Below are 22,163 nucleotides of genomic sequence, written 5' to 3' on the forward strand. Positions count from 1 at the left end.
TACTTAACCCTTCATTACTTAACATGACTATCACCCCCCGCTGCTGACGGCGGTAAAGCTTGCACGCCTTTTCTAAATTTGACCCGATGATGCAGCCTGCTTGCCCAGTTTAGATACAAAGCAAAGGCCATAAAACCTATTACTACCCAAGCATTGGCCCACACGCTGACGTTGCCTTTACTGACCGCGTTTTTCAGGGAAATAACGGCCAACGCGCAGCTTACATACAGTAGAATCGCGGGGAATAGTCGTAGCCAACGCCCCTGTCTAGGTCGTACTTGCGCCAAAGGTACGGCAAGCATTGGCGCAATAATCATCAGCCAAGGCAAGGTAAAGCGATAGCCAATCTCGGCGCGCGCTGCTTGTATAGCGGGCGTTGCTGGCGAATTTGTCTTCGCAGTTGCGGCGCGCCAAAGGGGTATGATTTTCTGAGTCTCAATATTGTCTTTGGTCACCGTATCTTTTGGCGATTCACTCAAGCTGATACGGTAGCGCTCAAAGCCAACTTGGTTGTACTTTAGGCTGTCTGCGCCAATCTCATAGCGGCGGCCTTGATAGAGATCCAGCTGGGTAATGCCACTCGTAGGATCGGTATTAACTTGCATGGCCCGTTTGGCCAGGATAATGGTGTCTTTACTGACGGGTCGCGGGCTAGAGGAGGCTGTAACATCCTGATCAGAATTACGGCTCTTGGCGTCATCTTCAACATCTGGCGTCTGAATCAAGACGACATCTTGCAGCTCTTTTCTATCCTCGCTCAAACTACCGACATACAAATGATAATTGCCACTATTGATAAACTCATTGGGGCGAATAAGATCAAAAGCGCTGCTTAGCGCTTGCTGCTGCCAGATATTTTCTGACTCACGGACGCCCCACGGCTTACCAAATACTGACAAACCGGCCTCAGCGACGAATAATACTAAAATAAGCGGAATCATGAGCCGTGCAAGACGACCGCGTGATATACCGCTGCCATTGATAACAGCCATCTCGTTATCAACATAGAGCCTACCGAAGACCAGCATCAAAGCAATAAAAAAGGCCAAGGGTAATATGAGCTCTAAAAAGTAAGGTAGGTTATAGCCGATAATCGTAAACAGTAGGCTAACATCAAGGCCACCCTCAGCGGCTATACCAAAATAGCGAATCAGCCTGCCACCGAGCATCAGCACGACCAAAAACCCAAGTACCAATGCGGTATGGGTGGCTACTTCTCGCATCATGTAACGGCGTAATATCACGATAGTATCTCTTGGCTAACGGGGCAATCCGGTGCTAATGGTTTCATTGGTTTGTTAAAGCTTGGCTAGGCTCTAGAGGAAGCGGGGCTAATGCTAGCATGTTTTTGTCATCGCTTGCGCATGAAAGTGTTTGTAAAGATTACTATACCCTTGCTGCGCCTTGCATTAAGCTTTGGTATGCTACACTATAATATATTGATACTAGGGTGTGTCCGCATTTGCCAAAACAGATGTTTAATGGACTTAAAATGGCTATAGTTTTTATTAACTGAGCCAACCTTTGCAAATTTCTAGATAATACCTCTATATTTTCTGCAAAACTTCCTTTGATTGACTAAAATCACTCTTATTTTAAGCGTCTTGAGCTAATTGAGGACATACCCTAGGAAAAAAGTATCCCAATTATCAGATATCAGAATAGACATTAGATTAGATATCGGCACTGATAGTGCTAGATTTTAGATCTGATTTGACCCTAATCTTGGTAACGAGCGGGCTGGTCTTTGCTTTATTGGCCTACTTTATTATCTGCCAATACTCTGTGAGCAAACTAATAATCACCACCTATTAGCTACTATATAAATGCTACCAATAATCGTGACTGACATCGCTAATAAAAGGTATAGCTAATCCAGGATATCGCTATTTATTGCTAGTCATGGTACTAGCTGGCGCAAGTGCTGAGCTTAACATTCAACTTTGACAACCTATTTTATAACCCACTAAATACTAACTAAGGATGATTATATGAAGTTACAATTAACTCAATCCATAACTACAGAACACCCCAAAAAATTGCTTAAAAAAGCCCGACCACAGCAGGCTGGCTACTTAGTCGTCCTAGTCGATGACAAGCAGCAGTTATTAGGGGCGAACGCACTCTCAGACCAACAAGAGCGTATTGAGCGATTAATTAATGCGGCGAGTTTTGATGGTAAGGTCGGTAATACGCTAACCGATTATAGTATTGGTAGCGATAAAAAGTCTGCCAAGTATCCCGCTCAGCCACTATTATTGGTAGGCATCGGCAGCCAAGATAAGTTATCGCAAAGTAACCTACAAAAAGCCGCTAAAGCTATTTATCAAAACTTAAGCAAACGCTGTGAGACCGCCACTGTGGTCGTAGACAACAGCTTAGACGAGTCACAATTTAGTCAGTTTGCACTCGAGTTACTAGCAGCCAGCTACCGATTTGATAAATACAAATCTGAACGCGATACGCCAAAGCTCGCGTCACTGTCTCTACTCGCTGACAAATCGAAGCAAGCGACTATTGACTATGTCCAAGCGGTATTTCAAGGCCAAAGCCTCACTCGTGACGTCGCCAATGAGCCGGGCAATATCTGCTTCCCTGCCTATATGGCGGAGCAAGCTGAAGCCCTAGCAAAAGCCCACCCTGATGTCTTGAAAGTGACGGTCATCGGTGAAAAACAAATGCAAAAGTTAGGTATGGAGTGCTTTTTATCTGTCGCTAAAGGCTCTGTCAAAGAAGGCAAGTTGGTCATTCTGGAGTATCAAGGTAAGTCAAACTTTAGCGACTCTGTCGTTACTGCCGGTGTCAGCAATGGTTTGAAAGCAATGGCAGAAAAGCTTCCTACTAAACGTACTAAGAAAAAATCCAACTCAGCGACTGTAGATGCTGATGCGCCAATCGTTTTAGTTGGCAAGGGCGTGACCTTTGACTCAGGCGGTATCTCTATTAAGCCAGGCGCTGCCATGGATGAGATGAAGTTCGACATGGGCGGTTCAGCAGCCGTTCTTGGTACGATGAAGGCACTATGTGAAGCTCGATTACCAATTAACGTCGTCGGGGCGCTGGCTTGTGCTGAAAACATGCCCTCTGGTGAAGCCACACGTCCAGGCGATATCGTTCATGCTATGAATGGCAAGTCTGTCGAAATCTTAAATACCGATGCCGAAGGCCGCTTGGTACTTGCAGATACTCTGTGCTACGTTAAGCGTTATGCGCCAAAAGCTATCATTGATGTGGCGACCTTAACCGGCGCTTGTGTTGTGGCGCTTGGCCATGTTCGCTCTGCCGTCTATGCCAACGACGAAGATGTATTATTCGCGCTTGAAAACGCTAGCGAACAATCTGGTGACCTAATCTGGCATATGCCGATGGATGACGCTTATCAGTCGCAGCTCGACTCGCCTATTGCCGACATTCAAAATATTGGTGGCCGCGCTGCTGGCTCTGTAACGGCCGCTTGCTTCCTATCGCGCTTCATCGAAGAAGGTCAAGCTTGGGCGCATTTAGACATCGCCGGTACTGCTTGGAACTCAGGCAAAGATAAAGCCGCGACAGGCCGTCCAGTACCGCTATTTATGCAATACTTAAAGAATTTGGCAGATGCCAATGGTTAAGGTGCGGCAACTAAGCTATCGTATTGGGTTTATCCCCTATGCAAATTAGCTTTTATGTGTTGAACAATACAAACACCGCCAGTAGTGCCTCGAGTGAGGCGCTGCTGGATTTTGTTTGTAAGCTGACCCAAACTGTACTCAAAAAAAGTGAGCTGAGTTTGGTCATCGTCGATGATGATGCTGAGCGACTGGCTAAGCTTGACGCTCAATTATGGTCTTTTAGTGCAGAAAGCTTTATTCCGCATGCATTGCTTTTGGAGCCTAAGAGCCTCACTACTGAGCCTTTATCCTCTAACCCAGACACTCATCATGATACATTAGCAGCTGCCACCAGCTCCACTAATGCGCTAATGCATAATAAAGATTATCTAGTTGAATTGACTGCTCCCGTCATTCTAACCTCTGAGCTACCTATCGGCTTTGATGGTGCTGTATTAAATCTTGCTGCTCAGCCTTTATCACTAACTACTCCTAATAACACTCCAGATGATCAGAGTCACACTACTGAGCCACATCAGGCAGCGACTCCTGAGCGAGTGCTTGAGATTATTGCGCCTGACGAGGTAAGCAAGCAACAAGGGCGTGACAAGTATCAACATTATAAAAATCAGGGCTTTGAGCTTACCTACTACCCCGTAAACTAAACGTTACGCATCAATACGCGTTAATTTATGATAGCTAACGTCATTATGCTCTCACTTGCCAAAATCGGTATCAAACACTCCTAAAACAGCTATATTATTCTTTTTAATTTTTAGCGAGCCAGCCTTGCTTGTAACTTTCCAATATAATTTTCTCTTATTTCTGTTATCCTGCGTTTTTTTATGCCAACCTGATTACTATCAGTAATTATATTTTTGCATTTTGTAAATTAGTGCTACTATCCTGCTTGGAATAATTATTAAAAAAACCCAACGTTATTTTAAATAGGCTGAATTTATGCGATCTATTATTGCTCTTTACCAAAAAGTCGGTTTGGTGTCCTTGATTATCATCGGACTGATTATTGGTATATTAATTGGCTGGCTTGCCCCCAGTTTGGGTATTGCCATCGGTATTCTTGGTACTTTGTTTGTCGGTGCGCTAAAAGCGGTAGCGCCGGTTTTAGTATTTGTTCTGGTTATGGCCGCTATCAGCCAACATCGTCAAGGCAGTGAGGTGTATGTTAGACCAGTACTTATCATGTATATCTTCGGTACATTTTTGGCCGCGCTAACTGCTGTTACCGCAAGCTTCTTGTTCCCCACTGAGCTCACCTTGGTCAATAGTACTGTCGAGCAAATCCCACCAGCCAACCTTAAAGAAGTACTGACCACTTTACTTATGAATCTGGTAGCCAACCCAGTGAACGCGATTGCTAATGCCAACTATATGGGTATCTTAGCCTGGGCTTTAGTCATTGGCTTCGCCTTACGTCACGCTAGTGAAGGCACGCGCCTCATCGTTAGCGACTTTGCTGAAGCTATCTCAAAAGTCGTCAAATGGGTGATTGCTTTTGCTCCTCTTGGTATCTTAGGCTTGGTCGCTAATACTGTGGCTGAGACTGGCTTTGAGGCTCTATTTGGCTATGCACGCATTTTAGCGGTGCTGGTCGGCTGTATGCTCTTTATCGCTTTAGTGGTCAACCCTATTATCGTGGCGGTAAAAACGGGGAAGAATCCCTATCCATTGGTTTTCACCTGCCTTCGTGAGTCAGGTATCACTGCCTTCTTTACCCGCAGTTCGGCGGCTAATATTCCGGTCAATATGAACCTTGCTAGTAGGCTTGGTCTACATGAAGACACCTACTCCGTCACCTTACCACTAGGTGCTACCATCAATATGGCAGGTGCAGCGATTACTATCAATGTCCTAACCTTAGCCGCGGCGCATACGCTCGGAATCGAGGTCTCCTTTGCTTCGGCACTGCTACTTAGTATTGTAGCGACAGTCAGTGCTTGCGGTGCATCAGGGGTCGCTGGTGGCTCACTGTTACTAATCCCACTAGCTTGTAGCTTGTTTAGCATCCCGAACGATCTTGCCATGCAAGTGGTGGCCATTGGCTTTATCATTGGCGTCGTTCAAGACTCTGCAGAGACCGCGCTCAACTCTTCTACTGACGTGCTATTTACGGCAGCGGCCGATCCGAAGTTTTCGCGCCAGTCTTAAGCCAATAAAGCAGTAGTAAGATAACGCTCTAAATATCTATTGTATTGAATAATAAAAGGCCTCACTCTTCAATTAGAGTGAGGCCTTTTTCAATTATTACCTTCGATACTTATACCGACTACTTATGCCCATGCTTATTCAATATCTATCTCTATCACATAGCTACTCGACTGCGATGCCCACTGGCGTTTGAACTGACGTAGCTGCTCAAGCTCTTCTAGCAGCTCTAATATTAGGCCAATCGCTGGGACACTGGCATCAAAGTCACGACTTAATCGTGATGCTCGGCGGGCTAACGTCAATTGAAGTCCGCTAAACTTTTGCGCCGGACCAGATTGCAGCTGCGACTCATGTTCTACATCAGGGGTAATGATGTTCTCTTCGATAAGGGCAATGACCCAGCTGCGGTCTTGACCACAAGCGGTCACCAGCTCATCCAAGCTCATGATGACGTCATTTAATTCAGTGGATTGTTCCATAGTTATTGTCCTTTATCTCATATGTTTGGTAGTTCGATATCCTAGAGACCATGATTATCGAGTAATTTCAGCCTCAGCGAAGGCAGATTGTAAGGCCTCGTAGGCTGCGCGCTGCTCTTTGGTCTGAATCTTAGGATTAATGAGATTGATGGTTAAATACAAGTCCCCAGGCTGCTTCGCAGGAATACCTTTGCCTTTAAGGCGCAGATTGCTGCCTGATTTGATGCCTTGAGGGATGGTCACGCCATGCGTTCCTGCTGGCGTTGTTATGTTAATTTTGCTACCTAAAGCGGCTTCCCAAGGGGTAATATTAATACTCTGATAGACATCAGCGCCATCCAAACGAATATTATCATCGTGGCGAATTTTTACCTTTAAGAATAAATCGCCGTTTTCTCCTTGCCCCATACTGGCGGCCCCTTGTTTGGGTAGGCGAATCTGCTTACCTTCCACGATACCTTTAGGAATACTAATCTTTAGTGTTTTCTCTTTTTGGACTACCTGACCGTTGGCCTGACGCATAGGCACATTTAGCTTAATACTATATTCATCGCCACTGTATACCGAAGCCAAATCGACCACAATTTCTGCATGTTGGTCTTGACCTTTGGCGTCTTGAAAGCTACCGAAGTCGCCGCCAAACTGCTCAAAACCTGTACGTCCTGTAGTCCCAGCACTTTTTGAGCGGCCTCGAGCGCCACGACCAAAGGCTGAAAAGATGTCATCAAAGCGGAACGTACCTTCACCAAATGCAGCACCTTCACCAAACTGATCTTTGATATCCTCCCAAGCAAAGCCGCCACCTTGCGACTGACTGCGACCGCCAGTAAAACCGCCAAAGCCATTAGAGCCAGCATTGGCAAAGGGATTGGATTGCATCGCATCATATTCTGCGCGTTTATCCTTATCTCTTAGCGTCTCATAAGCATTGTTTAGCTCGGCGATTTTTTCGTCCGCATTCGGAAGGTCGCTGACATCAGGATGATATTTCCGGACCAGCTTACGGTATTTCTTCTTAATTTCTGCTTCTGTGGCGTCTTTTTTGACACCCAAGATATCGTAATAATTCTTTTCTGCCATAACCTTTTCCCTAATTTATTTATAACTCTAATCTTTAGCATATTTGGTATAGACGTTTAAGATTATAATAAGGACGCTTGAAATTATTTCAAAATCTCTTGTCCGCTCTGCTCTATCTCTAGGGGACTCTATCAATCCTCTATGCTATTCATTCTCTATACTATCAGTCCGGTGTTGCTATTACGCTCAGTCACAAAACTATAGTCAATCCTATTTAAAACTACTACGTAAAACAGTAGTTGGAATAACTTTACTGGCTAGACGTCATAAGATGACTGAGGCGGGCGTAAATTTATCCCAACGACTTTGTGGCAAATCTAAAATGGATTGACGATATACCTATCTTAGGTGCTCTATACGCACTTGCCTTAGTATTCTAAAGGCTTACTATTAATAGGTAGATTGCTACTATAAAAAAAGCCGTAACTATGAGCCAAGCACTAATAACGGCTATCAATAGTAGGCTGCCGACCTCAGTTAGATGCTACTTAGCGCCTGCTCTGCTTCTTCAAGCTCAGTCATCGCCTCAAGAAGTGCTTCTTCATGCTGTGCCTGCTGCTGCTCAAGCTCAGCCTGTTTATCAAGCAAGGCCAATAGCTCAGCTTTACGCTTATCTTCATACAAGCCGGTGTCTGCAAGCTGACCTTCAAGATCGCTAAGCGCGCCTCCGACTTCCTCTAAAGCGGCCTCGGCTTTTTCGATACGCTTACGAATAGGTGCGGTCAGTTTTCTCTGCTGAGCCGCCAGCTTACGCAGTTCCTCTTTACTTAGGCTCGGCGTACTCTGTGCTAAAGCAGACTTGGGCGACTGAGCACTGCTCTTAGCAGAAGCTATGGCGGGCGCAGCAACGACTGGTTTAGATACCGGCTGTGGCTCACTGGGCGTTTGCTTTAGCGCTTGTGACTGACTCTGTTTGCGTTTTTCACTCAGCCATTTACCATAGTCACTGACGTCACCATCAAACTCCTCAACAATACCATCATGTACCAGATACAGCTCATCGCAGACATTAGCGATTAGCTCTCTATCATGCGAGACCAAGACCACCGCGCCTGCAAAGCCTTGTAGCGCTAAAGTCAGTGCTTGGCGCATTTGTAAGTCCAGATGGTTGGTTGGCTCATCGAGCACCAATACATTCGGGCGCTGCCAGACGATTAACGCTAGCGTTAAGCGTGCGCGCTCTCCACCTGAAAACAGCTCACTTGGTGTATCAATACGCTCACCGCGAAAGTCAAAACTCCCTAAAAAAGAGCGCAGATCCGCATCAGAGGTCTTGCCTGCCAGACGTCTGAGCATCATTAGAGGCGTGGCAGAGGCATCTAAACTATCCATTTGATGCTGATTGAAATAACCAAGCTTGAGAGTATCAGAGACCCTATAGCTACCAGAGAGTAGAGGCAACTCTCCGACCAAAGCCTTGATAAGCGTTGACTTACCTGCACCGTTCATGCCCAAGAGACCAAGCCGTGTATCTGGGGTTACTTGCACTGAGACACGATGCAATAGCGGCGTCTCACTGTAGCCAATATCAGCCGTACCTATCTCTATAAGTGGTGAGCTCATGTGGGTAGGCTCGTAAAACTTAAAGGAAAAAGGGTTGTCAGCCATAATAGGGGACAGCTCAGTCATTCGCTCTAACTGACGAATCCGGCTTTGCGCCTGCTTGGCTTTGCTGGCTTTAGCACGGAATCGGCGAATGAAGTCTTCTAGGTGAGCTCGGGTATCTTGTTGTTTTTCAAAAGCTTGTTGCTGCTGTGCTAAGCGCTCACTGCGTGTTCGCACAAACTGACTGTAGTTACCAGAATATAAGGTGATCTTTTGCTGCTCAATGTGCAAAATATTATCAACCGTGGCATCCAAGAAAGCCTGATCATGAGAGATGACCAAGACCAAGCCCTCAAATTGCACGATCCAACTCTCAAGCCATAGTATTGCATCCAAATCTAGATGGTTGGTAGGCTCATCGAGCAATAATAGCTCAGCGCGGCTCATCAGCGTCTTGGCCAGATTAAGGCGCATACGCCAGCCCCCTGAAAACTCTGCTACCGAGCGCTCATGCTGCTCAGTAGTAAAACCAAGCCCTGCCATGATTTGTGCGGCCTTGGTGGGGATGCGGTAGCCATCGATTTCATCAAATCGTTGATATAAAGGCGCAATCTCATCATCACTCAATTGATCGGTATTCATGATCTTATCATTGAGACGATACCACTCTTGATCACCACTCAATACATAATCGATGGCCGATTGACTACTGGCTTCAACTTCTTGTGCCATATGTGCCACCTGCCAGCGATCAGGGATACTAATGTGACCAGCATCGACACTTAAATCATTAGCCGCAGGTCGCATCTGATTTAGCAGGACGGCAAATAGGGTAGATTTTCCTGTGCCGTTATTTCCGGTAAGACCAATTTTCTGGCCAGGGTGCATCTGAAAGCTCGCTTGCTCGAATAGCACGCGGCCATCACGGCGTACACTGACCTCTTTAAACTCAATCATGGGTGTCCTTGACAAATTTTTGAAAAGCCCAATTATGATATACTTATCCACACCTTTGATACTACCCCGGCACTCTATTTAGACAAGTAAATTTGTTGTTGAATGTAGATAATTGACGCCAAGTTACCCATAAACGAAGTGTTATTAAACCGAGGTCTTAGGAAAAATCTTTTATAATCAAAGTGGTACAGTCGAATTAATGTGTATAGTGAGGCAAATATGATCCCAACCATGACCTTAACCGATAGTGCTGCTAATAAAGTGCGGCGTCTACGCGAAGAAGAGGGTGACGATAGTTTAATGCTGCGAGTCTATGTGACTGGCGGTGGCTGCTCTGGGTTTTCTTATGGGTTTAATTTCGCTAATGATATGGGCGAAGATGATGCCAATTTCAAAAATGGCGATGTCACCTTAGTGGTGGACTCCTTAAGCTATCAGTATCTACAAGGCTCCACAATAGACTATACCGAAGGCTTAGAAGGCGCGCGTTTTGTCGTACAAAACCCAAATGCAACGACCACTTGTGGTTGTGGCTCTTCTTTCTCTATTTAATTAGTAATATCAATTATTAAGTTTAACTTAATTTATTAAACTATCTTGTGATAAAAGTGTTATTGATTGTTGGCAAGCCGTCCTTATGCTTGTAGAATACACCTTAGCTAAATTCTGCATTAATCCATTATTATCTCAAGTATTACCTTGAAAGATTAACTGTCATGGTTTTAATTTCTAAATTCAGTTTACACTTGTACTCTGAATTTACATTAAATTACCAATAATATCCTAAACATAGCAGCTAATCATTCAGATATTTTAAAATCGAGTTAATTGTGGTTAAATACTATCTGCAGGGTAAGTAATACACTGCGCTTTAGAAAGTTTTATTTATATAATACGTTTTAGTATGTTTGTAGCTTTAATAAATAATAAAATCTACGACGACCATAAAGCTATTTACATACATTATTATTTTCTACAAAGTTTTAAAAGTTATTTTTATGAGAAATTATTAATAGTAATTTCTACTTCAGGATTAGATTTAAAAAAATCTAACCTTTTATTTTAGTATTAGTTAACATTTTTATTAAGGATTTAAGTATGGCTAAGTTATCACTAGACGCATTAAATGAAATTGATGGTTTTATTGCTGCTGCTTTGGTCGATAGTGAGTCAGGTCTAGCGCTTGCCACTCTAGGTACCGGTATCGACCTTGAGCTTGCTTCTGCTGGTAATACCGAAGTTATCCGTGCTAAGCGCAAAGTTGCTGACGCTTTGGGTCTTAACGAAAGCATTGAAGATATCTTGATCACATTGGGCAAGCAGTATCACTTACTACGTCCCCTAGTTCGTAACGAAAACCTATTTTTGTACCTTGTACTTGATCGTCAAAAGTCAAACCTTGCTATGGCGCGTCACAACCTAAAAAGCTTTGAAACTGAACTAGACTTCTCTTAGTTCTTAGCTTGTAATTTATAGGTAAGCGATATGGTACTGATTAGACTACCCTCATTAGGTTACTACTAATTAGGCTACTGCTGATCACTAAGCCAATTACCATATAAGCCTAGAATTACTATACCCACCGTTTGGTGGGTATTTTTTTGCGCTTAATAAAGCTAATTTACCTTATCAAACACCCTCTACTAACAAGATAATATTAACTTACAAGTTAATAAAATTAAAATAGTATCTTAATTTATTATTAGCTTACTGCTTGTTGCTGAGCTAATTTAAGGAACTTTTGAATATACATAATTTGTAATCGCTCATAGTTTTTACTTTATGATTGGGCTAAACTGACTCGATAATTTTGGACAGGTTAGTGCAGCTGCGTTAAATTAGTGAGCAAGCTGCTAAATAGGAATAAAGCTTATTGACAATCGGTAAGTTGAGAGCTATCTCATCTACATGGAAATAAGTAGTTGCTAAATTTTTCATCGGCCACAGCGCATGTTACCTGACCAGATTTTGAACAATTGATGATATTTAATAAACAAGAGTAATGGCGTCCCATGAGTAATATTAATGAGTTCCAAGCTCCAAATTGGTTAAGCCCTCATCATTTGACAGGAATGCAGCGAGGTATCGAAAAAGAAGGCCTACGTATGCAGCCTAACGGCTTTCTGGCGAGCTCTCCCCATCCTGCCAAACTCGGCTCTAAGCTTACCCACCCATTTATTACTACGGATTACTCAGAGAGCCTCCTTGAGCTAATCACCGACCCTAAAGCGACGCCTAAAGAGACTCTGGCTATGCTAAGACAGCTGCATATTTTAGTCTATCAAGCGCTAGAGAATGATGAGCTGATGTGGCCATTATCGATGCCTTGTATGCTGGCCTCAAATGATGAAGACATTCCTCTTGCCGACTATGGAAGCTCAAATATCGGCAAGCTTAAGACCCTGTATCGTAGTGGTCTTGGCGTTCGCTATGGCAGACGAATGCAGACCATCGCAGGACTGCATTACAATTTATCCTTTGGCGATGATTTGTTTTCTGCTTGGCAGTCGCAGATTAAAGACTCAGATGGCGCAGATTCAGCAGCGAACTCAGCGACTCTTGAGGCGTTTAAGAACGCCAAATACCTAGGGCTAATTCGTAACTTCAAACGTATGACAGGGCTGGTACTCTATCTATTGGGAGCAAGCCCTAGCGTCTGCCCTTGTTTTTTGACGGGCCGTGAGCACGATTTAGTCCTACTTAATGATAAGACTTATTATAAGCCTGAAGCCACCTGTCTGCGTATGGGCAAACTTGGCTATACCAATAGTGTGCAAGAACATCTCGATATCCGCTACAACACATTGCCCGAGTATATTAAGGGTCTGCGTGCTGCGATCCAAACGCCGCATGAGCAGTTTGCTAAGCTTGGTGTCGATGATGAAGACGGCAATCCTATCCAAATTAACAACCATATCTTACAGATTGAAAATGAATACTACAGCCCTATCCGCCCCAAGCAAATTGCTGAGAGCGGCGAGTCACCAACCGAAGCACTAGAGCGGCGCGGTATCGCCTATGTAGAGTTCCGCGCTATTGATTTAGACCCTTATAGCGATGTGGGTATTCGCTTGTCCAGCGCTTGCTTTTTGGAGATATTGGCGCTGTATTGTCTGCTATCAGAGTCCCCTGAGCTGATGCCGGAGGAGGAGGAGCTACTGTCTAATAATGTAGAGCGCGTCGTCAATCGTGGCCGCGACCCTAATCTTAATATCTTAACCAGCAGCGGCGAGACTCCTTTTAACCAGTGGATGCAAAGCCATCTGGATAAAATGCTGCCTTTAGCCACATTACTCGACGCGCACCACGGGGGTAATGACTATCGAACGGCGTTGGCACTGATGCAAGGCAAAGCTCGTAATCCAAACCTAACGCTATCCGCGCAGGTAGAGTCAGACTCTAAGCAGCTTGGCAGTACTTGGCAGCTTGGCTTTACTCTGGCCCGCCAGCACCGGGCACTATTATTGCAACAAACCCTAAGTCCAAACACACAAGCAAAATATGAGGTGTTGGCTGAGAAGTCCATCATGCAACAAGCAGAGCTTGAAGCCGCTGACAGCGAAGACTTTAAGCAATTTTTACAGCAGTATCGCTAATCGAAGAACTGCTAATCGAAGTGCTGCTAATCAGTAATACTCATATCTGCTATCAAAGTATGATAAGTACTTCAATTTGAGAGACAATATAAGACTATAAGACGTCATAACTAGTGCGATCCAACAGAGGTTATCAAAGGCAAACTTCATGCGAAATCTTATGACTTATCGTGGTTTAAATTTATTTTTGGTGGTTATGGCGGTTGTAGCGATGGCTTTTGCTCTGCTATTTTTGCAGCGCTATATGGGCTTTGCTCCTTGTCCGTTGTGCGTATTTCAGCGTATAGGCTTAATGGTAATGGGCGTGTTTGCGCTATTGGCAGTGCTTATTAACCCCAAGCGTGGTGCCATACGCTTACTGCTTTGGCTAGGCAGCTTACTCGGTATATTATGGTCTACCTTTGTAGCGGCGCGTCATGTGTGGATTCAGCATCTGCCACCAGATCAGGTGCCGTCTTGTGGTCCTGGTTTGGACTACTGGCTTGAGGCGCTACCTATGCAAGAGGTCGTACATCAAGTGTTATCAGGCTCTGGCGAATGTGCAGTAGTGGCATGGCGATTTTTGGGGTTGAGTATCCCTGAGCAAGCACTGATTGTTTTTGTCTTCTTAACACTGGTCCATGGTGTTATTTTGCTAAGAATATTAAGAAAATAGGTCAATCAATGATGACAATCAGGTTATAGAGGACCTTGTGATGCACTTATCTAATCTAGCTGCTAAACCTTCTTTAACCCTGTCTACAGTTAGTCAATGCGTTGGCGCATCACTACTGATCTTGATATTAAGTGCTTGCACTCAATCAGAGCAAGAGGAGCCATCTTCACTGACTACTGATAGTAACTTGCCAACACAGCGTCAAAGTGCCGACTCGGCGCCTAGTGGCTCAATACTCAAAGCCAGTCAATCTGATACCAGCACTGTCAGTGAAGATGACCTATCTGGTAGCGCAATATTACAACCGCACTCCCCGATGATTGCTGACGCTACTAGTACTAATGAGCTTGGTGCTACCTTAATCGGGGACTACTCAGGCGTGCTACCGTGTCAAAAAGGCAAGGAATGTGAGACGATTGTAGAGCTTAATCTATTCGCTGATGGTGTAGCGTATAAGACCAGTCATCAAGAGCTGCCGCTACATTCAACAGAGCCCATCACCCATTCCGGCCCCTACCAACAAGCTGACAACATCATCACTATCGAATTTAATAACGCCAATACTGAGCGCTATTTGATTCATGATAACCAGCTGATATTGTTGCACAGTGATATCACTAATCCTGCAGAGCAACTATCGGCATTCGCCAATCGACCTTATATTCTATCGCGTCATTAGTAGTAAAAGCACCATAGCGTAAAGCCGATAACATAGCGCCTATGGCACAGATTTCATAGCGAAGCTTTAATAGACTAAGCGCAATAGAGCAAGACCTATGCGAGAAGCCAACAATAATTCTAAAGCCAGATTAGTACTCAGCTGATGTGAGTACACGCCGTATAATTGGGCGTTTTTTATTGGTCATCAATTGGGCGATGCATTACAATGTGTGCGCATACTATCCGCTATTCACCGATTTAGAAGACTCTTTATGCATATTCATATTCTTGGAATTTGTGGTACCTTTATGGGCTCACTAGCCCTGATTGCTCGTAGCTTAGGTCATACTGTCACCGGGTCCGATGCCGGCATCTACCCCCCAATGTCTACCCAGCTTGCAGCCGCTGGCGTGCAGATTCAAGAAGGCTACTTAGCAAGTCATCTCAAGCCTGCTCCGGATCTTGTGGTCGTGGGCAATGCCATGAAGCGCGGTATCGAAGCCGTTGAATATATGCTAGATGAGGGCCTTCCTTATACATCAGGACCGCAGTTTTTGTCTGAACACGTCCTTCAGTCACGTCACGTACTAGCAGTAGCGGGCACCCACGGTAAGACCACCACCACCACTATGCTGGCTTGGATTCTGCAGTATGCCGGTATCGATACTGGGTTTTTGATTGGCGGTGTGCCGTTAGTAGATTCAGACGATGAGCGACTACGGCAGGCATTTGCCCATAGCAGCTATCTTGGAGCCGATGACATCGATGGTCAGCGTGGCTATTTTGTGATTGAAGCCGATGAGTACGACTCAGCATTTTTTGATAAGCGCTCTAAGTTCGTTCATTATCGACCACGAACGGCTATCTTGAACAATCTTGAGTTTGATCACGCCGATATATTTGCTGACTTAAATGCCATTCAGACCCAGTTTCATCATATGATTCGGATGATTCCAAGCTCAGGGCAGATCATTATGCCCACGCAAACCCCTAGCCTAGAGGACACACTAGCCAAAGGCTGCTGGACCCCTGTCTGGCGCACAGCGCTCACTAAACACGAGCAGCAAGATCAACATCCTGCTACTGCTCAAACTAATGCCGACTGGCAAGCTCAGCTTATTCACGCGGATGGCAGTCACTTCCGAATCACCTTTAGTGCTTCAGACCCCTCCCAACTCAATCCTTCTGAAGTTGACCGCCAGCATAACGGCGAGGTTCACTGGGGTATGAGTGGCCTTCACAATGTCAATAATGCGCTCGTCGCAGTGGCGGCAGCTTTTGACGTGGGCGTGAGTGTTGCTACTGCCTGTGAGGCTTTATCTGCCTTTGCTGGTATCAAGAGGCGTATGGAGCTGATCGGCTCAGTAGAGAATGAGACGCGTAAAACCTTAGTATTTGATGACTTTGCCCACCACCCTACTGCAATCTCAACCACCCTAGATGGGGCTAAGAAAAAACTTCCAGGAACAAAGCTTTGGGCCATTATTGAACCGCGAAGCAATACCATGAAGCTTGGCATCCATAAAGACATCTTAGCAGAGTCAGCAGCGCTGGCTGATGAAGTGCTTTGGTATGAGCCTAGTGGTCTTGAGTGGGGGCTGCGCAGCGCCATCAGCTCGGCCCAGCAGTCGCTTGACAACCAACAGCAAGTTTTCAGCTCTACTGAGGCTATTATCGATTATATCGTCAAGCATATTGGCTCAGACGATGCGGTGATTATCATGTCTAATGGCGGCTTTGAAGGTATCCATCAACGATTATTAGCAGCACTAAAAGACAGCTAGTTTGTTATTTTTACCCACGGCTCTTTGGTTTATATCATTAATTTTATTCAAGTAATTTTTAGATTTGCTCTGGTGATGGTTACCATTGGTTAACCTATAAATGACGCAAAATTGCAATGGACATTATTTCTCACAGTTACCCTACACTGGTAACATAGACGCCTTACCTTTATGTTAATTACTGCTTTATAATTTTTACTAGAAAGTGGTGTGAACTTTGGTTACAACTATATTATTTAGTCACAACTGCGTTCGGTCACAATTATAATTGGATAATGGTTAACACCACAGCCGATAAGCTACACTAACCTACTCAGTTGTAAGGTGTTGTTATCAGCTGACCATTAGCAAATAACTATTTAGCTAGTAATTTAATAATTAATCAGGAGTCTTAATATGTTTAATATTATCTGGATGGTAATTATTGGTCTGGTAGCTGGTTTACTGGCTCGTGCTATTAAACCGGGTAACGATGCGATGGGCTGGATTATGACCATAGTTCTAGGTATCGCCGGTGCGGTAGTGGGTGGCTTTTTAGCCAGTATGCTCAATATCGGCGCAGAAGGCGGCTTTATGGGGCTAGTGTTCTCAGTTATTGGCGCTATCATTCTGCTATTTGTCTATGAGCTTATTACAGGCAAACGCCGCATATAACCAGCGGCGCTTCACGTCTTTTTGCTTCATATAAAGGTCTTGCCATCGGTAAGGCTTTTTTATTTTGGGCGGCTGTTGTTAATAGGTATGGTAACTGGCAAGGACAATAAATTTAACTTAGTCCTAAAATTTGCTAAAATATAATCATTCATCTTTTATTTATGAGTATAGATTTAAGCCATTATTGGCTTAACTTGCCATTTTATACTGCTAACTCACTCAGATAGCGTGCTTCAACGAGCACTCTAGCTAATCTGCCATGACGAAACGTTTTCATTAGAATTTCTTATTGGCGATCGTCAGCTTTTCTCAGTAAGCTACTAGTTAATATCTAGTTAGTTAATCATGTAGTCAGTTAATCTTTTTTTCAGCTAATAGTGAGGGCTCTTATGGCCTTATTACCGATTTTAAACTATCCTGACCCACGGCTTCGCACTATTGCTCAGCCTGTTAAAGAAGTCAATGACGAGATCAAGACCCTAATCAAAGATATGTTTGAGACCATGTACAATGCTAAAGGTATTGGACTAGCAGCCTCGCAGGTAGATAGACATATTCAGCTTATCGTCATGGACTTATCTGACGACCGTAGTGGCGCTCGGGTATTTATTAACCCAAAAGTCACGCCATTAGTCGAGGACAAAAAACCTTACGAAGAAGGTTGCCTGTCTGTCCCGGATGTCTATGATGAAGTCGAGCGTCCCACCAAGGTCCGTATCGAAGCTTTAGACGGCGAAGGCAATGCTTTTTGTGAAGAAGTTGAAGGGTTATTAGCAGTCTGTATCCAGCACGAAATGGATCATCTAAACGGTGTCCTATTTGTCGATTATCTATCGCGGCTTAAGCAAACTCGCGCACGTGACAAAGTACGTAAAGTCATCAAACAGCGCGAAAAGCAACTAGAACCTGTGAAAGCCTAGTCGCTCGGTTAGTTAGCCACTCAGCGACTTATAAGCAAGGTTGCACATTGACTGTTGCTAGTGGCCTTTATGAGTGCTTTGCTTTTATTCTTTATTATTACCTGATTAGTACCTGACCCGACTGCTCACTCTCTGACCGAACGCTCGCTATTAACCTCTAAAACTGTACCGTTAAACTCAAAAGCCTTACATTATTTTTGTAAGGCTTTATTTAATTCTACAGCTGTTTATTAATAGCAACTGGCATAAGGTTTTATTATAATAGCGCCATTATCGCCAAGTAGCCTAGCAACTCTCATCTTGTCTAGTCGAGACTATAACTTCTCACCCCTTTGCCCTCTCGTGTTTTCTCATTAAAAGGTTTTGACCATGATTAAAATTAATCAATATTTTGACCAAGCCAGCTGGCAGAAATTTACACAAGTGGCCAAAGAGCGAGAGACGCCATTTTTGGTGGTAGATTTAAGCCGGATTAAAAGCAAGTATGAGGAGATGGTAACGCTATTTCCAAACGCTAAAATTCACTATGCGATGAAGGCCAGTCCAGCCAATGAAGTGATTGGTTTACTGGCCTCGCTTGGTTCTAACTTTGACTGCGCCTCAATTTATGAATTGGATAGAGTGTTAGACAATGGCGTCGATGGCGAGCGCATCTCTTATGGTAATACCATTAAAAAAGCCGCTCACGTCAAATACGCGTATGACAAAGGCGTGCGCCTATTTGCGACCGACTCCGAAGCGGATCTGAAAAATATCGCTGAACATGCCCCTGGCTCAAAGGTATTTGTGCGGATATTGGTGCAAGGTAGTGAAACAGCTGAATGGCCCTTATCGCGTAAGTTTGGCTGCCACCCTGATATGGCGATTGACCTGCTGGTGCAAGCCAAAAAGTTAGGCCTAGTGCCTTATGGCATCTCCTTTCACGTTGGCAGTCAACAAAGGGATGTCGCGGCTTGGGATGATGCTATTGCTAAAGTTAAATACATGTTTGACTGGATGCAAAACGAAGAAAACACCAAACTACAAATGATCAATCTGGGTGGCGGTTTCCCGACCAACTATATCAGTGAGGTCAACCCACTTCAGGTCTATGCTGACGAGATTAAGCGCTATCTGTCTGAGGACTTTGACGAACAGGACATGCCTGAGATTATTCTTGAGCCTGGTCGCTCGCTCGTCGGTGGCTCGGGAGTGCTGGTCAGTGAGGTCGTTCTTATCTCACGCAAGGCTCATACCGACTTGACCCGGTGGGTCTATACAGACGTTGGACTATTTCAAGGCCTAATTGAGACCTTGGGTGAAGCCATCAAATACCCAGTCTATACTCCCAAAATGGAAACCTCTACTGAAGCCGGTACGGTGGTATTGGCAGGCCCTACCTGTGATTCGACGGATATTATGTATGAAGAGGCAGGCTACCAGCTGCCGCAAGAGCTAGAGATTGGCGATAAAATCTACTGGCTAACCACGGGGGCTTATACTAACTCTTACTCGTCTGTAGAGTTCAACGGCTTCCCGCCATTAGAAGTTGTCTATATTGATTAACCGTTGCTAATCGGTAAAAAAAGCGCTTAATCTATACGGATTAAGCGCTTTTTTGTGCTCGAGATTTAGTTGATAAAAGACCACTTGGCTTTAGTAGCAAGGGATTTTAAATCCCTTGTAGCTGGCCTGCGCATTTATAGCTGAAAATCTACACTTACATCTTGCGTCATCAACTGTCTATAAAACCGCTAGTCTTTTAATCCAAGCACGTCTTGCATGTCATAGCGGCCATTTGACTGACCCACCACCCAAGCGGCGGCTCGTACTGCACCAGCGGCGAAGGTCATGCGCACTCTTGCGCGGTGGGTAATCTCAACCACCTCACCATCAGCGATAAACATCACCGTATGATCACCGATAATCTCACCGCCACGAATGGCATGAATACCAATACTACCTGACGTACGCTCACCAGTCTGACCTTCACGGCCATAAACCGCTACCTCTTTTAGGTTTTGACCACGCGCTGTGGCAGCGGCATCGGCCATCATATAAGCCGTCCCTGATGGGGCGTCGACTTTGTGCTTATGGTGCGCCTCTAACACTTCAATATCAGCAGTCTCGCCAAAAGCTTTGGCCGCCATCTCAATCAGCTTTAACGACAGGTTCACCCCTGTCGAATAGTTACCTGCGTAAACAACGGGGATATGTAAGCAAGCATCGTTTAGAGCCTGCTCCTGCGACTCGCTTAAGCCAGTAGTACCTATTACCATCGCAACTTTATGCTTGGCACACAGCTGGACATTTTGCTCGGTGGCATCTGGCAAGCTGAAGTCTATTAAGACATCAATATCAGTCAATACTGATTCGAGGTTATCGGTAAGCTTGACGCCTAGCGCGCCGATACCTGCTAGCTCTCCTGCATCGACGCCAATCAAGGTGGAGCCGCTGCGCTCAATCGCTGCGGCTAAGGTAGTGGCTGAATTATCGTGAACCGCTTCAATGAGCATACGCCCCATGCGTCCACCCGCGCCAATAATGCCTATTTTGGTTGTTTCAGTCATCGTACTATCTAATCCAATTAATGTGAAATGTTGATCAGTATAAAATAATGTAGCAACTATATCATGATTTGAAATACTGCCCTATTTTACAATTCTCAATCTGCCAACGATATCAGTATAGACCGTTTAGACATTTTAAACATTTTAGAGGTATTAAACATAAAAAAACCCGTAAGTTTCACGTGAAACTTACGGGTCAGTATAGTCAATCCACAATAATATTGATACAAGGAAGCCGAGCGCAGCCTATATCGTAGTATGGCTAGTGAGGATGACACCGTAACCGTTTTATTGTGTGCCGACTATAGAGTCTTCTTAACGCGTTATTAGCAACCCTTAGTCAAATAGATCGCCAAGCTTTTCAAAGAAGGACTTCTTCTTAGGAGATTGATGCCCTTGATTGCTATCACCATCTAGGTGATCGAGCGTTTCTTGGAATTGACGCAGTAACTCTTTTTGCTCACGGTTTAGGTTAACGGGTGTCTCGACCATGATCCGGCAGATCAAGTCCCCTTTCATAGAGGTACGTACTGGCGTCACACCTTTACCTCGAACGCGAAGCAACTTACCGCTTTGTGTGCCTTCGGCTACCTTGATTTTAACCTTGCCATCAAGCGTTGGGATTTCGACTTCTTTACCCAATGCGGCATCGGTGATGCTCACAGGCACGTCCATATAGAGGTCAGCACCTTGGCGCTGGAATACGGCGTGCTCTTTGACACGAACCTCGACGTACAGATCACCATTTTGTACGCCTGCACCGCCTGCTTCCCCCTCACCTGCTAAGCGAACGCGGTCACCGTCATCCACACCCGCAGGGATAGTCACCTCTAGGGTACGCGATTTATCTTTTACGCCGCTACCATGACAGTCTGAACAAGGGTTCTTAATTTGCTGACCAGAGCCACCACAGTTGGGGCAGGTCTGCTGTACGGCAAAGAAGCCTTGCTGCATACGGATCTGACCCTGACCATGACAAGTCTGACAAGTGACCACGTCCGAAGCGTCTTTTGCCCCTTTACCATCACAGGTGCTACAAGGGGCTGGCGCTGTAAAGCTGATCTCTTTTTTACAGCCCCGAACGGCTTCTTCTAGCGTCAGCTCAATGACATACCGTAGGTCTGAGCCGCGACGCGATCGACCACCGCCGCCACGTGCCTGACCAAAGATATCACCGAAATTACCGAAGATATCACCGAAGATATCTTGGAAGTTACCCGCACCGGCGCCACCGAAGCCGCCGCCCATACCATTCTCAAAAGCAGCATGACCCATTCGATCATAAGCGGCTCGCTTATCGCTGTCGCTCAGTACTTCATAAGCCATGGAGGCTTCTTTGAATTTCTCTTCAGCATCAGGGTCATCTGAGTTGCGATCTGGGTGATACTTCATCGCCAGCTTACGGTAGGCCTTTTTGATCTCGCGCTCATCTGCCGTTTTACTGACACCCAGTACTTCGTAAAAATCTCGCTTGCTCATTGTCTCTCCTGTCATCCAAGCAGTAACACATCATCAGCTGACTCAA

Annotated in this window: 18 protein-coding genes; 12 read left to right on the plus strand and 6 right to left on the minus strand. The window is 45.0% G+C overall.

Features of this window, described 5'->3' with window-relative positions:
• Nucleotides 1–14: 14 nt before the first annotated feature.
• Nucleotides 15–1,244, minus strand: coding sequence for an LPS export ABC transporter permease LptF (lptF, locus tag EGV92_RS07710; RefSeq protein ID WP_278248253.1), 1,230 nt, complete (start codon nucleotides 1,242–1,244; stop codon nucleotides 15–17).
• A 747-nt stretch (nucleotides 1,245–1,991) separates the two neighbouring features.
• Here lptF and EGV92_RS07715 point away from each other — a divergent pair.
• The 3 genes from EGV92_RS07715 to sstT all read left to right on the plus strand — a co-directional run bounded on the left by EGV92_RS07715 (nucleotide 1,992) and on the right by sstT (nucleotide 5,759).
• A complete protein-coding gene (locus EGV92_RS07715) occupies nucleotides 1,992–3,611 on the plus strand; it encodes a leucyl aminopeptidase (RefSeq protein WP_131668624.1) in 1,620 nt (539 codons plus the stop codon).
• 38 nt (nucleotides 3,612–3,649) lie between these two features.
• Nucleotides 3,650–4,255 carry a DNA polymerase III subunit chi gene (locus tag EGV92_RS07720; RefSeq protein ID WP_131668625.1) on the plus strand — a complete coding sequence of 202 codons (606 nt, stop codon included), beginning with the start codon at nucleotides 3,650–3,652 and terminating at the stop codon, nucleotides 4,253–4,255.
• Between the two features lie 295 nt (nucleotides 4,256–4,550).
• Nucleotides 4,551–5,759, plus strand: coding sequence for a serine/threonine transporter SstT (gene sstT / locus EGV92_RS07725; RefSeq protein WP_131668626.1), 1,209 nt, complete (start codon nucleotides 4,551–4,553; stop codon nucleotides 5,757–5,759).
• Nucleotides 5,760–5,893: 134 nt separating this feature from the next.
• Here sstT and EGV92_RS07730 read toward each other — a convergent pair whose 3' ends face one another.
• The 3 genes from EGV92_RS07730 to EGV92_RS07740 all read right to left on the minus strand — a co-directional run bounded on the left by EGV92_RS07730 (nucleotide 5,894) and on the right by EGV92_RS07740 (nucleotide 9,820).
• Nucleotides 5,894–6,238, minus strand: a complete 345-nt coding sequence (locus EGV92_RS07730) for a chaperone modulator CbpM (protein ID WP_131668627.1) — start codon at nucleotides 6,236–6,238, stop codon at nucleotides 5,894–5,896.
• Nucleotides 6,239–6,292: 54 nt separating this feature from the next.
• Nucleotides 6,293–7,318 carry a DnaJ C-terminal domain-containing protein gene (locus EGV92_RS07735; RefSeq protein ID WP_131668628.1) on the minus strand — a complete coding sequence of 342 codons (1,026 nt, stop codon included), beginning with the start codon at nucleotides 7,316–7,318 and terminating at the stop codon, nucleotides 6,293–6,295.
• Between the two features lie 477 nt (nucleotides 7,319–7,795).
• Nucleotides 7,796–9,820, minus strand: a complete 2,025-nt coding sequence (locus tag EGV92_RS07740) for an ATP-binding cassette domain-containing protein (RefSeq protein ID WP_131668629.1) — start codon at nucleotides 9,818–9,820, stop codon at nucleotides 7,796–7,798.
• A gap of 219 nt (nucleotides 9,821–10,039) precedes the next feature.
• Here EGV92_RS07740 and erpA point away from each other — a divergent pair, with 219 nt between their 5' ends.
• From erpA to EGV92_RS07785, 9 genes are all read left to right on the plus strand, one after another.
• A complete protein-coding gene (gene erpA, locus EGV92_RS07745) occupies nucleotides 10,040–10,372 on the plus strand; it encodes an iron-sulfur cluster insertion protein ErpA (RefSeq protein WP_131668630.1) in 333 nt (110 codons plus the stop codon).
• A 546-nt stretch (nucleotides 10,373–10,918) separates the two neighbouring features.
• Nucleotides 10,919–11,275 (plus strand): roadblock/LC7 domain-containing protein, encoded by a 357-nt coding sequence (locus tag EGV92_RS07750; protein ID WP_131668631.1) that lies wholly within the window; start codon nucleotides 10,919–10,921, stop codon nucleotides 11,273–11,275.
• A gap of 557 nt (nucleotides 11,276–11,832) precedes the next feature.
• Nucleotides 11,833–13,416 (plus strand): glutamate--cysteine ligase, encoded by a 1,584-nt coding sequence (gshA, locus tag EGV92_RS07755; protein ID WP_131668632.1) that lies wholly within the window; start codon nucleotides 11,833–11,835, stop codon nucleotides 13,414–13,416.
• A 148-nt stretch (nucleotides 13,417–13,564) separates the two neighbouring features.
• On the plus strand, nucleotides 13,565–14,071 hold the full coding sequence (locus EGV92_RS07760) for a disulfide bond formation protein B (RefSeq protein WP_131668633.1): 507 nt from the start codon (nucleotides 13,565–13,567) through the stop codon (nucleotides 14,069–14,071).
• A 40-nt stretch (nucleotides 14,072–14,111) separates the two neighbouring features.
• Nucleotides 14,112–14,750: a copper resistance protein NlpE N-terminal domain-containing protein gene (locus EGV92_RS07765; protein WP_131668634.1), complete on the plus strand. Its 639-nt coding sequence runs from the start codon at nucleotides 14,112–14,114 to the stop codon at nucleotides 14,748–14,750.
• Between the two features lie 253 nt (nucleotides 14,751–15,003).
• Nucleotides 15,004–16,515, plus strand: a complete 1,512-nt coding sequence (gene mpl, locus EGV92_RS07770) for a UDP-N-acetylmuramate:L-alanyl-gamma-D-glutamyl-meso-diaminopimelate ligase (protein WP_131668635.1) — start codon at nucleotides 15,004–15,006, stop codon at nucleotides 16,513–16,515.
• Between the two features lie 396 nt (nucleotides 16,516–16,911).
• Nucleotides 16,912–17,169 (plus strand): GlsB/YeaQ/YmgE family stress response membrane protein, encoded by a 258-nt coding sequence (locus EGV92_RS07775; RefSeq protein ID WP_131668636.1) that lies wholly within the window; start codon nucleotides 16,912–16,914, stop codon nucleotides 17,167–17,169.
• Between the two features lie 389 nt (nucleotides 17,170–17,558).
• Nucleotides 17,559–18,089 carry a peptide deformylase gene (gene def, locus EGV92_RS07780; protein WP_131668637.1) on the plus strand — a complete coding sequence of 177 codons (531 nt, stop codon included), beginning with the start codon at nucleotides 17,559–17,561 and terminating at the stop codon, nucleotides 18,087–18,089.
• Between the two features lie 369 nt (nucleotides 18,090–18,458).
• Nucleotides 18,459–19,634, plus strand: coding sequence for a type III PLP-dependent enzyme (locus EGV92_RS07785; RefSeq protein WP_131668638.1), 1,176 nt, complete (start codon nucleotides 18,459–18,461; stop codon nucleotides 19,632–19,634).
• 188 nt (nucleotides 19,635–19,822) lie between these two features.
• On the opposite strand, the gene dapB is transcribed toward EGV92_RS07785, so the two are convergent.
• Both dapB and dnaJ read right to left on the minus strand, forming a co-directional pair.
• Entirely contained in the window at nucleotides 19,823–20,638 is an 816-nt protein-coding gene (gene dapB, locus EGV92_RS07790; RefSeq protein WP_131668639.1) for a 4-hydroxy-tetrahydrodipicolinate reductase, read from the minus strand.
• Nucleotides 20,639–20,974: 336 nt separating this feature from the next.
• Nucleotides 20,975–22,117 (minus strand): molecular chaperone DnaJ, encoded by a 1,143-nt coding sequence (gene dnaJ / locus EGV92_RS07795; protein WP_131668640.1) that lies wholly within the window; start codon nucleotides 22,115–22,117, stop codon nucleotides 20,975–20,977.
• Nucleotides 22,118–22,163: the final 46 nt, after the last annotated feature.

Origin of the sequence: Psychrobacter pygoscelis (assembly GCF_004335015.1) — a bacterium.
Taxonomy (GTDB): domain Bacteria; phylum Pseudomonadota; class Gammaproteobacteria; order Pseudomonadales; family Moraxellaceae; genus Psychrobacter; species Psychrobacter pygoscelis.

Bases quoted from the DNA above. Each gene is read 5' to 3' on its own strand.
- mpl (WP_131668635.1), top strand. From the start codon at position 15,004: ATGCATATTCATATTCTTGGAATTTGTGGTACCTTTATGGGCTCACTA.
- EGV92_RS07760 (WP_131668633.1), top strand. From the start codon at position 13,565: ATGCGAAATCTTATGACTTATCGTGGTTTAAATTTATTTTTGGTGGTT.
- EGV92_RS07750 (WP_131668631.1), top strand. From the start codon at position 10,919: ATGGCTAAGTTATCACTAGACGCATTAAATGAAATTGATGGTTTTATT.
- EGV92_RS07715 (WP_131668624.1), top strand. From the start codon at position 1,992: ATGAAGTTACAATTAACTCAATCCATAACTACAGAACACCCCAAAAAA.
- EGV92_RS07720 (WP_131668625.1), top strand. From the start codon at position 3,650: ATGCAAATTAGCTTTTATGTGTTGAACAATACAAACACCGCCAGTAGT.
- EGV92_RS07785 (WP_131668638.1), top strand. From the start codon at position 18,459: ATGATTAAAATTAATCAATATTTTGACCAAGCCAGCTGGCAGAAATTT.
- sstT (WP_131668626.1), top strand. From the start codon at position 4,551: ATGCGATCTATTATTGCTCTTTACCAAAAAGTCGGTTTGGTGTCCTTG.
- dnaJ (WP_131668640.1), bottom strand. From the start codon at position 22,117: ATGAGCAAGCGAGATTTTTACGAAGTACTGGGTGTCAGTAAAACGGCA.
- gshA (WP_131668632.1), top strand. From the start codon at position 11,833: ATGAGTAATATTAATGAGTTCCAAGCTCCAAATTGGTTAAGCCCTCAT.
- erpA (WP_131668630.1), top strand. From the start codon at position 10,040: ATGATCCCAACCATGACCTTAACCGATAGTGCTGCTAATAAAGTGCGG.
- EGV92_RS07740 (WP_131668629.1), bottom strand. From the start codon at position 9,820: ATGATTGAGTTTAAAGAGGTCAGTGTACGCCGTGATGGCCGCGTGCTA.
- EGV92_RS07730 (WP_131668627.1), bottom strand. From the start codon at position 6,238: ATGGAACAATCCACTGAATTAAATGACGTCATCATGAGCTTGGATGAG.
- EGV92_RS07775 (WP_131668636.1), top strand. From the start codon at position 16,912: ATGTTTAATATTATCTGGATGGTAATTATTGGTCTGGTAGCTGGTTTA.
- EGV92_RS07765 (WP_131668634.1), top strand. From the start codon at position 14,112: ATGCACTTATCTAATCTAGCTGCTAAACCTTCTTTAACCCTGTCTACA.
- EGV92_RS07735 (WP_131668628.1), bottom strand. From the start codon at position 7,318: ATGGCAGAAAAGAATTATTACGATATCTTGGGTGTCAAAAAAGACGCC.
- dapB (WP_131668639.1), bottom strand. From the start codon at position 20,638: ATGACTGAAACAACCAAAATAGGCATTATTGGCGCGGGTGGACGCATG.
- def (WP_131668637.1), top strand. From the start codon at position 17,559: ATGGCCTTATTACCGATTTTAAACTATCCTGACCCACGGCTTCGCACT.